Genomic DNA, 13,035 nt, shown 5'->3' with positions numbered 1-13,035 from the left:
ACCACTGGTCAAGTTATAACCAGCCTTATGTATGAAACGCTATACTGCATACACTTTATGTATACGTTTATAAAAGCCTGTTAGTGCTGTTTCACTTTTTGAAGTAAAGTTAACAACATAACGGCCGATTACCGTTGAAAGTGTAAATGTAAAGTGTAGCGAAGGGCATCAATGAACGTAGCAATCATCCCTGCCAGAGGTGGAAGTAAACGTATTCCACGTAAAAATATAAAGCCGTTTTGTGGTAAACCAATGGTAGCGCACACCATCGAAACTGCGCTGGCGAGTGAGTTTATCGATAATGTGGTTGTGTCGACCGACGACCAAGAGATAGCGGAAGTTGCTAAACAATATGGGGCCGATGTGCCTTTTCTTAGGCCACCTGAGCTTGCAGACGACTATACCGGTACTAGCCCAGTTGTTCGCCACGCATTAACTACCTTACTAGAAAGTGGTTGGGATATCGCATACTGTGCCTGTGTATATGCTACTTCACCGCTATTATCCACCGCACTTATTAACAGCTGCTATGAAAAGCTCGTAGCCAGTGAGAATACAGATTATGTATTCACCGCTGCGCGCTTTTCTTTTCCTATTCAACGGGCAATATTACAAACCGAATCGGGCGGTGTTAAGCCATTCGATTCATTTGGGATTACTCAGCGCTCACAAGACTTAGAGCCTGCTTATCACGACGCAGGACAACTGTATTGGGGTCACTATAAAACGTGGTTAGATACCTCTAAAAAAATCTTTGGTGCTAATTCTCAAATGGTGGTTATGCCCGATCACTTAGTGCAAGACATAGATACGCTTGAAGATTGGGAACGCGCCGAACTGCTTTATCAACTAATTCACAAAGAGCAACGTTAGTGCATATTGCCTTTAGAGTGGACGGCTCTCTCCATATAGGCTTAGGCCATATTATGCGTTGCTTAACCTTGGCGAAGCAGTGCATGGATGAGCATGATGTTACATTCATCTGTAGCGAATTGCCCGACCATGTTGAATCGCTTTTAAAGGATTCCGTGAATGCATTGATATTACTTGATGAGTCTCAATGGCTACTGGGTAATTATAAACTGTCAGATATTGAAAGCGCAGAAAGTGTTAATAAATCGAATGTGCATTCAGGCGCGGCTTTACCTGAGCAAGCGCAGCACAAGCAAGCACGTTACTGCATTGAAGCGCTTCAGGTACAATCAAACACACCACCCGACATTCTTATCGTTGACCACTACCAATTATCGTCACCGTTTTGCACGGCAATGCGAGATTACTGCAAACATATTGTAGTTATCGACGACCTTGCAAACCGTTCTCATGATTGCGATGTGTTGCTTGATCAAAACCTGTTTGAAAATACCAATACTCGTTACAAAGGGCTGGTTCCCGGTAATGCAGTACTTTTGTTAGGGCCTGAGTTTGCTGTTTTGAAAGAAGCGTTTTATCAAGCTTCAACTGAAATAACAGTGAAACCAACTTTGCAGTCTGAGCAGGACATACCGCTTCATAAGTCAAATCATATACTGGTTTGTTTTGGGGGGAGCGATCCATGCGATGTCACTCACAAAGTAGTAGCTGAGCTAAGTAATTTAAAGTCATACAGCTTCACGGCCGATATCGTAGTTGGCGGAGCGTATGCTCACGTTGATGCATTAACAACGTTAGTTGCTAAACATAACCACATGACGCTTCATCACAATACGCCTTCGATGCCACAGTTGATGCAAAAAGCGAGCTTTATGATTGGTGCTGGCGGTTCTATGCATTGGGAACGTGCCCAAATGAATTTGGCGGGTCTGATTATAACTATTGCTGATAATCAGATTGAAACAACGCGTTACCTGCACCAAAGAAACTGCTGTATGTGGCTAGGGGAAAGTGAAAAGGTAACGAGTGAAGAAATTCGCAAAGCCATTGAATTTGCGTTAAATTCGCCAGAAAAAATAAGCGATATTGCAAATAACGCACGCAGTTTATTAAACCATGAACAATGTTCTTCCTATGTGATGGACACTATAATTAACGCTATTACGAGGTAGCCATGAAGCCAATAACAATTGGTGATATGCAAATTGGGCCAGGCTTGGCGCCCTTTATTATTGCAGAGATGTCGGGAAACCACGGCCAATCACTCGAAAAGGCATATCGTTTAATTGATGCCGCTGCCAACGCGGGCGCACACGCTATTAAACTGCAAACTTACACGCCTGATACCATTACCCTTGATTGCCACGAAAACGAATTCTTTATAGAAGATCCGAACAGTTTGTGGAAAGGCAACTCTCTTTACAACTTATATAAAGAGGCCATGACACCATGGGAATGGCACGAAGAGCTATTTAATTACGCCAAAGAAAAAGGGTTGATGGCGTTTAGCACACCTTTCGATTTAACTGCCGTAGATTTTCTGGAAACGCTAAACCCGCCTTGCTACAAAGTAGCGTCGTTCGAAAATACTGACCACGCTATTTTAGCGGCAGTCGCAAAAACGGGAAAGCCGGTGATTGTATCAACCGGTATGGCAAGTCAGGCTGAAATTGCAGAGTCGGTGGAAGTACTGCGAGATAACGGGTGCAGCGACATTATTTTGTTAAAGTGTACCAGTAACTACCCTGCCAACCCTGTTGATGCGAATTTAAAAACCATTCCTCATTTAAGTGAGCTTTTCGATTGTCATGTTGGCCTGTCTGACCATACTCCAGGTGTAGGGGTTGCCGTTGCAGCGGTTGCGCTAGGTGCAACTGTGGTGGAAAAACACTTTGTTTTAGATCGCAGCGGCGGTGAAGTAGATGCCGAGTTTTCATTAGAGCCTGCTGAGTTAAAACTGCTTGTCGAAGAAACTGCGCGTGCAGCAGTGGCAATTGGCAAGGTTAGCTATGGCGCAACTGAAAGAGAAAAAGCGTCGTTAGTACATAGACGGTCGCTTTATATTGCAGAAGATCTAAAAGCAGGCGATACATTAAACGAGACTAACTTGCGCTCGGTGCGTCCAGGGCTTGGACTGGCACCAAAATATTTGCCCCTATTATTAGGTAAAAAATTACGTCAAGATGCGCCGAAAGGCACGCCAATGAGCTGGGAACTTTTATAAGATGAAAGTTATTCTGTTTGGTGCAAGCAAAGGTGGTGAGAACTACATTGCCAATCACCCTAATATCGACGTAGTCGCTTTTAGTGATAACGACGAGTCAAAACACGGCACTACATTTCTAGACCGTCCTGTTATTGCACCTGCAGATATAACTACATATTCTTTCGACAGTATTGTTATTACTAGCCAGTGGGTTGACCAGATTTTTCATCAGCTCACCAAGCAACAACATGTGCCCGAATCCAAAATTGTTATACCAAACAAGCAGGCAGTGAAAGCGGCCCTTCCTTTTGAAGATGCAGCCACTCTCAATTTTGCTCAGGAATTACTGTGTTGTATAAATAGATTTTGCCAGTCGCGCGATATCTCAGTGTGCTTAGATTCTGGCACTCTGTTGGGAGCAATAAGAAACAAAGGGCTAATTCCATGGGACGATGATATTGACCTAGCGATTAATGCTAAAGACTTTGCTAAGTTACATTCAGCTTTACCGGAACTGAAGGCTCAGTTAAAGCAGCAATTCAATGTTGACTGGCATATCGTGGTAATAACCGTCAACGGTACAGACGCTTGCATTAATATTGAATTTAGCAACTCGGAAATAAGTGAATTTGTGCTTTTCGATGTCAGTATTCAACGTCGAGAATCTATCAACGGGTATTCTGAACTATTGTCATCGGGAGGTCTTTTCTTCGCTCCTGCCGAACACTTCGATAGCTACGAGCCTATACAATTTCTCGGTGATACCTTTTTCGCACCCCATAATGCACATGCATTTTTAACCTTTATGTATGGCCATTGGGAAACCCCTAGAAAAACCACCCAAATTACAGAGTATGAAAACCGTCGTGCAACGCTTAAAACGCCCGAAGGTGGTATAAACGTGCGAAAACGCACTATTGAAGTCTAGTGCGGCCCTATTAATATGAACGTTCTTCTCTCAAGTGCTAGCAACAAAATACCGCTTCTTCGCGCATTACAACATGCCGTCAAAAGGGTTACCTCAAATGGAATTGTAACGGCTGGCGATTTGAATTCGAATGTTCTTAGTCGGCATTTTTGTGATGAGTTTTGGCAGATGCCAGCCACCATAGAGCAACATAAAGATGAAATCGTTAGTGCTTTGGAACAACGTGGTATTACCCATGTACTTCCCAGTCGTGATGGTGAACTTCTGTTTTGGGCACAGCTAAAAAGCTCACTTAAAGCCCACAATATTCACGTTATCGTTTCTTCGCCAGAGGCAGTTGAACAGTGCTTAGACAAATTACGCTTTGGAAATCACTCTATACCTGGTGCTGAATCAAATTGCATTATCCCTACTTCTAGCGCGCTTGAAGCACTTAAAGAGAATACAGACTCTGAGCGCTACGTGGTGAAGGAAAGGTTTGGTGCAGGTAGCAAGTCGATAGGTGTAAATCTGAATTCAAGCGAGGCAGCTGAGCACGCCAAAAAACTCTCAACACCAATTTATCAGCCCTTTATAGATGGACAAGAGATTAGTGTAGATGCGTGGTTATCAGAAAAACATGAAGTAAAAGCAGCCATGTGCCGTGTGCGCGCACTTGTCATTAATGGTGAATCTCAAATTACCTATACGCAGCCACAATCTGTATTCCTATCTGAAATTAAAAAAGCACTGACCTCACTAAAGCTTTCAGGCCCAGTTGTACTTCAAGCAATAGTAAGCAATAACAAACTTCATATTATTGAATGCAATACTCGCTTTGGCGGAGCTTCTACGCTTGGCATAAAAGCAGGCGTAGACAGCCTGTACTGGAGCTTAATGGAATCATCTGGTGAAAATGTAGATTCACTTCCGGTAAACCTTTCACGTGAAAAGATTACTCAAGTGCGTGCAGCAACAGATTACTATTTATGATTTATATTTTTGACCTAGATGACACCTTATACGACGAGCGTCAGTATGTTGAATCGGGACTGGAGGCCGTCGCTACCTTTGCTGAGTCTCGCTGGGGCATAGACAGTGAAAAAGGATTCAGCCAGTTAGTATCGTTGTTGGATCAACATGGAAGAGGCCGAGTATTTAACGATTATCTTGCTATGCATAACATTGCGGTCACCAAACAAAACGTAAAAGCCTGCGTGTCAGCTTATCGTCTTCACACACCCTCTATTGAAATGCCATCTTCCCACCGAGACTTGCTTGAGTCATTGCCTTCACCGCTATATTTGGTTACTGACGGAAACAAAATAGTACAAGGCAATAAAGTTGATTCCCTAAATATTGCTCATTACTTCAAACGCGTGTTTGTTACTCACCGATTTGGCGTGAAGCACGCAAAACCATCTACTTATTGTTTTGAAAAAATAAAACAAGCCGAGAGCGCCAACTGGCAAGATATGGTTTATATAGGTGATAACCCAGCCAAAGATTTTGTAAATTTAAACAAATTAGGAATGCCCACCGTGCGAGTGCTGACAGGCGTGCATGCTAATGTAGAAGCTCAACCTGGTTTTGATGCCAAATACACCATTTCGAAACTAACAGAATTACACTCGCTTAATCTTTAACATTAAGGCCTCAGCGATTACGCATGTGAGTAGAGTATTTTTGTTCAAGTGCGCCTTAAACATACACCTAAGCGCATAGAATCTAATGCTTTATGGCAAAAATGCCGACACATGATATATTGTGTTTATAACCATAAAAACAGCGAGCAAACCATGTTCGACGGAAAATCCATTCTCATCACAGGCGGTACCGGCTCATTTGGTCACAAGTACGTCGAAACCCTGCTGGCGAGACACAAACCAAAGCGCTTAATCATTTACTCGCGTGACGAACTTAAACAGTTCGAAATGCAGCAAAAATTTAACGCGCCATGCATGCGCTATTTTATCGGCGATGTGCGCGACAAAGAGCGTATGCACCGCGCTATGCAAGGGGTGGATTTCGTTATTCATGCCGCTGCTATGAAACAGGTTCCAGCCGCTGAATACAACCCCACTGAATGTATCAGAACCAATATAGATGGTGCTGAGAACGTTATTAATGCTGCTATTGATAATAATGTAGAGAAAGTCATTGCGCTTTCTACAGATAAAGCCGCTAACCCTGTTAATTTGTACGGGGCCACAAAATTAGCGTCTGATAAATTATTCGTTGCCGCTAATAATATCGTTGGTGCCGGTGCCTCACGCTTTTCCGTTGTTCGCTATGGTAATGTAGTAGGCTCTAGAGGGTCAGTTGTTCCTTACTTCAATAAGCTTATTGCAGAAGGCAGCGACCATATGCCCGTTACGCACAAAGACATGACGCGCTTTTGGATAACACTGCAGCAAGGCGTGGATTTTGTACTTAAAAACTTCGAGCGCATGCTTGGTGGCGAAATTTTTGTTCCTAAAATTCCTTCACTTCGCATTGTAGATTTAGCCAAAGCAATGGCACCAGACACCCCCATTAAGTATGTTGGTATTCGTCCAGGCGAAAAGCTTCACGAGATGATGTGTCCTGGTGATATGTCGCTTCATACTTTCGAGTTTGACGATCACTTTGTTATTGCCCCGGCCATTAAGTTTTTCCACAGAAGTAACAACTTTACCTCGAACGCGCTAAATGAACAGGGTAAGCCCGTTGAGTCTGGTTTCGAATATGTATCAGACACCAACGAGCACTTTCTTAGCATCGAGGAAATACAGCAGTTTAATGAGGATGCCAAAAAGTGATCCCCTATGGGCGCCAGCACCTTGATGAAATCGACGTTAAAGCGGTCGTAGAAACGTTAACATCGAATTGGCTCACCCAAGGCCCCGCCGTACCCAAATTTGAGGAGGCACTTGCCTCTTATTGTAATGCAGAGTTTGGCGTAGCGGTAAACAGCGCAACTTCAGCACTGCATATCGCCTGTTTAGCGTTAGGCGTTGGTAAAGAAGACTATGTTTGGACGTCACCTAATTCATTTGTAGCCTCGTCGAATTGCGCACTGTATTGCGGTGCTTCAGTAGACTTTGTAGATATAGACCTACAAACTGGCAATATGTGCATGACAGCACTAAAGCAGAAGCTTGAATATGCCCAAAGCGTTAATAAACTTCCCAAGGTGGTTATTCCAGTTCACTTTGCCGGGCAACCATGCGATATGGAAAGCCTTCATAAATTAGCAAAACAATTTGGCTTTTATGTTATTGAGGACGCATCCCACGCCGTTGGCGCAAAGTACAAAGACGATTTTATAGGTTGCGGAAAGTACGCTGACATCTGTGTTTTTAGTTTTCATCCCGTGAAAATAATTACCACGATGGAAGGTGGCATGGCGCTTACCAACAATAAAGAGTGGGCCGAGAAAATGCGCATGCTGCGCAGCCATGGCATTACTAACAATCCAGCCATGATGACAGAACAAAGTCATGGGCCTTGGTACTACCAACAAACCTCGTTAGGCTTTAACTACCGTATGACGGATGTAGAGGCCGCATTGGGGCTGAGCCAGTTAGATAAGCTAGAAGCGTTTTTGGAAAAGAGAAATGCGCTGGCAGCGTACTACGATGAATTATTTAGCAAAAGTGAAGGCATAACGCCTTTGAAGCAAAGTGCTAATAGCTATTCCAGCTATCACCTTTATGTGGTTCGCATAGATTTACTTAACAGTAAACAGCACGCTGCCCTGGTGACGAATTTACGTGAGCAAGGCATTTTTGCGCATGTGCACTACATTCCTATCCATATGCAGCCCTATTATAAAAACTTGGGCTTTAAGGTAGGCGACTTCCCAAATGCTGAGAAATACTACCAGCAGGCAGTTACGTTGCCGCTGTTTCCGGAGCTTAAATTTGAAGAAGCTGAGTTAATTGTGAATTCAGTGAAGGCAGCTGCTCGAATATAGCAGAAACTGCACATCACTTGCCCTTTAGCTCGTTACTACAGCGCTGCATTACGCTTAAGTATTTTCATTTTTAGTCGATATTAATAGCGATAAAGCATTAATAGCCTAACCTTCGAATTACCGATATATGTTAAAGAAAAAAGATATTCGCCACATCTACGATAGCTACTCACAATTAAGAAAAATGAAACGGGTGAATGAGCTTCGACCAGACAGTAAACCGAAGGCCCTAAATCTCAATATTGTTGATAGCTGCAATTCCAGATGCACAATGTGCAACATATGGAAGAATGAAGAAAGCGTAGATATTACCCCTGAAGAACTCGGCCTAATTTTGTCTGACCCGCTGTACAGTGAACTACAGCATGTCGGTGTAACGGGTGGCGAGCCAACGTTGCGTGAAGACTTACCGGATATTTATAGGACCATTATCGATACGCTGCCCTCACTCAAAGGCGTGAGCATGATAACTAATGCTATTGTAGAGAGAGACGTAAAGAATCGAATTACCGCTATTAATGATATTTGCAAAAGCAGAAACATGAGCTTTTCCGTTATGGTATCTATTGATGGTGTAGGGAGCGCTCATGATAGGGTTCGTGGAATAAAAGATAACTTCGCGTCTGCCATCGCTATTTTCGAATTTTGCCGAACCACGTTAGGGATTCCTACTACGTTCGGGTGCACTATTTCTAAACAGAATGTCTGGGAAGTGGATGACTTCCTCTATTATGCTAAAAAACACGACATGTATGGTAGGTTTCGTGTTGCCGAGTTTATCAACCGCCTATACAACGGTGATAGAGATAAGGTAATACGCAATTTCGATGAAGATGAAACCTATAACCTCTTATTATTTTTTGAGAAATTAAAAAGACAATACGAGCCTGGTTCCACGATCAAACGAACATATCGCAGTATTCAAAACATGCTACAAGGCGGCGAACGCTTGATAGGTTGTCCCTATCATAACGATGGTGTTGTTTTAGGTTCTAAAGGACAGGTCAATTACTGCGCGCCTAAAGGTAACGATATTGGCAACGCATTAGAAACCTCTTCGCAAGTTTTGTACAAAAACAACTTTGCGCAAAAAGAGGCTATCGCAGAACGCGACTGTAAAAACTGCATTCATGACTATCACGCAGGCATGACCTATGCAGAAAAACAAACGCAACTTACAGAATTAACTCATCACAGGCTTCTGAATATTGACAATATTCACCTGATTAAATGGTTAGCGAAAACATTAAAAACCCCACACAAAAGCAAACCCTACCAAGTATTTATATTTGGCTGGTATGGCACCGAAACCGTGGGAGACAAAGCAATATTGGGCGGAATCGTAGATGAATACACGAAATTGCACGGCGATAATATTGAGTTTGTTTTGGGAAGCTTATATCCATTTGTAACCAAAAGAACATGCAAAGAACTCAAAATCAACGCTAAGGTTGTTTCTACAAAATCCCTTGATGTATTGCGATATTCGAAAAGTGCCGACGAAGTTGTTATGGGTGGCGGCCCCCTCATGGATCTACACGAACTTTACATTCCTTTGCTAGGATTTAAGGTAGCCAAAGACAATGGAAAGAAAACCGTAGTTTATGGCTGTGGCCTTGGCCCACTTCATGAAGATAAGTATGAAAAAGCAGTAAAACAAATACTGGCGTTATCATCTGATATTAAGCTGAGAGATAGAAAAAGCGTAGCCACAGCCAACGCATGGGGATTTAAAAACGCCTCGCTTTCAGGTGATTTCGCGAAACCTTACATTGAACGTCATTTTATTAAGCAGTCAATAAAACCCAGCACGCCATTTATTGCCTGCTTCTTACGCGAGTGGACATACGAATACTCTCGCGAATTGACATTAGAGGAATTTGAAGTTCATAAAAAAGCATTTGAGGCCGGTATAGCTCGATTAATAAAAGAAAAAGTAAAGGAGCTGGGCGTAAATACCGTATTACTCGATCATATGCATAATTTTGATGTAGGTTATGATGATAGGGACTTCAGTCGTTACTTTATTGATACTTATTTCGCAGACGAGCCTGACATCGACATTTCATTTAATAAACGTTTATCTACTGTAGCTAGTGTTGTCCATACGATGCAGAGTGCGTCATTTAACATTTGCATGCGGTTCCACTCAGTCTTGTTTGCGCATACATTAGAAACCGATTTTTGCGCTATTGATTACACTAAAGGCGGTAAAATTACCAATTACCTTACTGACAACAATGAACTCAAGCGCATGTATTCGCCCGAAGAGCTTGCTCGCTAATGAAAGTTTTACTCGTTAATACATACGATAAAGGTGGAGCAGCGAACGCGTGTATCAGACTACATCTAGCATTAATCGATGCCGGACATACTAGTCACTTTTTGACACTAAATAAGACTAGGGACGATATCCCTTTCCATTTCGATTACAAATCATTCACTGGTTTAGAAGGTGGAAATATCCTAAATCGTGTTTCCCATATTACTGTAAATGGCGAACACGAATACAAGACTCAAGATATCAAAGATATTTGCACTGCTGCGTCTAAATATACCGATGTATTCTCTTCAATTTACAGTGATTTTAGAATTGAAAATGCGCCTCAGATTAGTGAGTATGACGTGGTAAATCTTCATTGGACCTCTCGGTTCTTGAACTGGCCTACTTTTTTCGCTTCTAAAAAGATTCGTCGGGTTATCTGGTCGTTACATGACATGGCATCATTTACGGGTGGATATCATTATAGTGACGGGTTTGAAGGATATAAAACCGATGACAGTAATCCACATTTTTTAAGGCAAACCAGTGATCCTGACTTTGCTAAAAAGTTATTGCTCTCGAAACAAACCATTCTACGGAACAGCGATATCCCAGTTGCCGTAATTTCATTGTCGAATTGGTTACACGAATGCGCGACATCTAGCACGCTGTTTAAACACTATCCGATAAAGCTGATTGCCAATAGTGTCAATACAGAAACATACCGCTATATGGACAAGCGAGAATCCAGAAAACATTTAGGACTACCTGAGGATAAAGACATCGTCCTTTTTGTAAGTGACAGTGTTAATAATAAAAGAAAGGGTTTTCACTTGCTTGAAAAAGCCATCATTAAAGCGAATAACAGTCGAATCATGTTATGCAGTGTGGGAAAAAATTTAAATAGCAGCCTCCCTGAAGTTCATGATTTTTCCGAGGTTCATGATGAACATAAGCTTGCGCTAATCTACAGCGCAGCTGATGTATTTGTGTTACCAGCTTTAGAAGATAACTTACCTAATGTTGTTATTGAATCGATATGTTGCGGCACTCCTGTGGTGGGTTTTAATATTGGAGGCATGCCAGATATGATTGAGGATGGAGTAAACGGAAGGCTTGCAAACGATATCAGTGCAGAAGGGTTGCTAGCATCGCTTAACGACGTGCTGAATAACGGCGTGTCAAAAACATCAGGGCAAATATCACAACACGCGCGAAACACTTACTCTCAATCTCGTCAGGCAGAGATGTTTAACCTATACCTCAATGATTTAAGAAACGACACATCTTTCCGCAAACCTTAGTTTCTAGGTAAAGGCACGGCAGTGTAAAAATCTTCCGACTCAGTATGTATCATAATCATCGAGCCTCGCGGCAACGCATCGTCATCAAGTGCTTTATATACAAACCGTAATGCTCTGCGCGGTAAATCAGAGCTATTTTGAGCTGAACTATGTATTAAATAATTACTAAATAAAACGATATCTCCAGGCTCAGTCTCAACAAAAACTTTGTTAGTTTCCTCGTTCTTAGCTAACACAATACGGTCGTGGTGCGTTGCCCCTTCGACATGAAACCATTCTCTAAATCCATGCTTATGCGAACCAGGTATTACCTGTAAACACCCATTTTCTTGTGTAGCTGAATCAAGAGAAACCCACGCTAATACCTTCTCGCTCTCATTAGGTCGATTAAGAAAATCTTGGTGCCAAGGCACTTCATTGTCTTTGTCTGCTGGCTTATAAAGGTAGGAGTTCACATAAAGGTAAACACTCTTATTAAAGTAGTTTTGCAAGAATGCTGTGACCCCAGGCATTTCAGCTGCTTTTCTAGTGTCTGGAAAACGCTGATAAACGTCGTAAAGCACGCCACTATCAGTGCGGTGAGTAAGGTACCATCGATTAGTAATATCTCTTGAAGACTGCGCAGAAATAATCTCTACGGCACGAGACAGCGTGTTACCTATCTCTTGACAGACAGCTGGAGCAATTTGTCGCTTTAAGACAACAAAACCGTCACGTTTGAATTGATTTATCAGTTGGGGAATATCAATTGCGGTCATAACGTGCCTTCAATATTGCTGAACTACGGTCCCAAATATGTGTAGCTTGTTCTGGTGACATTTTGTCCTTCCATTGCGCTACGGACGCATTGCGAACGAAGGTGAAATCTTCGTCAAAATTTACTGAGTGATTCGGTCTGGAATTTTCTCTTTCTACTGCTTTCAATTTATCAGGTTGTGAGAATAGAAGAGCTTTCTGAACTAGCTCCCTTTGTATATTTATTCCTAAATCATCAAGTACTCTGAGAAAACTAGATAAGGGGTCAAGCATAAGCGTTTCATAATCGAATACCCAAGTGGCTTTGCTATACCAGCTCTCAATGTGTTTGTTGTAAGCATCGATACCAAATGTACTATGTTCTACAAACTCGTCGAACGTACCTTCAAACCTGCTTTTCTTTCGCTTACTCGCATAGTAGTAGAACGAAAGCATTGTATCTCTCGGATCTCTTAAAATATAAAGTGCTTTGGGTTGAGCGTATAGCGAATTGTCTTCAGCAAGTTGATGAGTTTTCACAAGTCGCGGTAAGGGGGCACCTTTCCAGCAAAACTCGACAAGGTTATCTTTTAGACACTCAGGCATTATTCGCCCAAGATTGTAAAAATCCACAGGTTCCGAGCTTTTGTTGAGTAAATGAACAACATTCGCAAAAACAAAGCGTGTGAATGTAGAACCTGTTTTAGGAAACGAGACTATCAAAACATCTTCGCTAGATAAGCCCGTCAACCTATTTTCAGGGGTAATAGTCATCGTATGTCCCATTTC

General features: G+C 42.2%; 12 protein-coding genes. 10 read left to right on the top strand and 2 right to left on the bottom strand.

The features are described 5' to 3' along the window. The first annotated feature begins 171 nt into the window (after nt 1-171). From pseF to V7R35_RS01200, 10 genes are all read left to right on the top strand, one after another. Complete coding sequence (pseF, locus tag V7R35_RS01245; protein WP_334012785.1) at nt 172-873, top strand: pseudaminic acid cytidylyltransferase; 702 nt, start codon at nt 172-174, stop codon at nt 871-873. Continuing rightward, complete coding sequence (gene pseG / locus V7R35_RS01240) at nt 873-2,045, top strand: UDP-2,4-diacetamido-2,4,6-trideoxy-beta-L-altropyranose hydrolase (protein ID WP_334012784.1); 1,173 nt, start codon at nt 873-875, stop codon at nt 2,043-2,045. Before pseF ends, pseG begins: the two co-directional genes overlap by 1 nt. A gap of 2 nt (nt 2,046-2,047) precedes the next feature. Beyond that, on the top strand, nt 2,048-3,097 hold the full coding sequence (gene pseI, locus V7R35_RS01235; protein ID WP_334012782.1) for a pseudaminic acid synthase: 1,050 nt from the start codon (nt 2,048-2,050) through the stop codon (nt 3,095-3,097). Between the two features lies 1 nt (nt 3,098). Beyond that, nucleotides 3,099-4,007 carry a LicD family protein gene (locus tag V7R35_RS01230; protein ID WP_334012780.1) on the top strand — a complete coding sequence of 303 codons (909 nt, stop codon included), beginning with the start codon at nt 3,099-3,101 and terminating at the stop codon, nt 4,005-4,007. A gap of 15 nt (nt 4,008-4,022) precedes the next feature. Continuing rightward, nucleotides 4,023-4,979, top strand: coding sequence for an ATP-grasp domain-containing protein (locus V7R35_RS01225; RefSeq protein WP_334012778.1), 957 nt, complete (start codon nt 4,023-4,025; stop codon nt 4,977-4,979). Next, nucleotides 4,976-5,632, top strand: coding sequence for an HAD family hydrolase (locus tag V7R35_RS01220; RefSeq protein WP_334012776.1), 657 nt, complete (start codon nt 4,976-4,978; stop codon nt 5,630-5,632). The genes V7R35_RS01225 and V7R35_RS01220 overlap by 4 nt, the downstream gene beginning before the upstream one ends. Before the next feature lie 153 nt (nt 5,633-5,785). Then, on the top strand, nt 5,786-6,787 hold the full coding sequence (pseB, locus tag V7R35_RS01215) for a UDP-N-acetylglucosamine 4,6-dehydratase (inverting) (protein WP_334012775.1): 1,002 nt from the start codon (nt 5,786-5,788) through the stop codon (nt 6,785-6,787). Next, entirely contained in the window at nt 6,784-7,944 is a 1,161-nt protein-coding gene (gene pseC, locus V7R35_RS01210; RefSeq protein ID WP_334012774.1) for a UDP-4-amino-4,6-dideoxy-N-acetyl-beta-L-altrosamine transaminase, read from the top strand. The genes pseB and pseC overlap by 4 nt, the downstream gene beginning before the upstream one ends. Before the next feature lie 127 nt (nt 7,945-8,071). Continuing rightward, on the top strand, nt 8,072-10,228 hold the full coding sequence (locus V7R35_RS01205; protein WP_334012773.1) for a polysaccharide pyruvyl transferase family protein: 2,157 nt from the start codon (nt 8,072-8,074) through the stop codon (nt 10,226-10,228). Then, on the top strand, nt 10,228-11,511 hold the full coding sequence (locus tag V7R35_RS01200) for a glycosyltransferase (protein WP_334012772.1): 1,284 nt from the start codon (nt 10,228-10,230) through the stop codon (nt 11,509-11,511). Before V7R35_RS01205 ends, V7R35_RS01200 begins: the two co-directional genes overlap by 1 nt. Here the strand turns inward: V7R35_RS01200 and V7R35_RS01195 are convergent. Next, on the bottom strand, nt 11,508-12,269 hold the full coding sequence (locus tag V7R35_RS01195; RefSeq protein ID WP_334012770.1) for a phytanoyl-CoA dioxygenase family protein: 762 nt from the start codon (nt 12,267-12,269) through the stop codon (nt 11,508-11,510). The two genes, V7R35_RS01200 and V7R35_RS01195, sit on opposite strands and share 4 nt — an antisense overlap. Beyond that, nucleotides 12,256-13,032: a sulfotransferase domain-containing protein gene (locus tag V7R35_RS01190; protein WP_334012768.1), complete on the bottom strand. Its 777-nt coding sequence runs from the start codon at nt 13,030-13,032 to the stop codon at nt 12,256-12,258. The genes V7R35_RS01195 and V7R35_RS01190 overlap by 14 nt, the downstream gene beginning before the upstream one ends. Between the last annotated feature and the right edge of the window lie 3 nt (nt 13,033-13,035).

The organism is Alteromonas sp. S167 (genome assembly GCF_036864375.1).
Lineage (GTDB): Bacteria > Pseudomonadota > Gammaproteobacteria > Enterobacterales > Alteromonadaceae > Alteromonas.
Note: the sequence above shows the minus strand (reverse complement) of the source record. Positions and strands in the feature narration are given on the sequence as shown.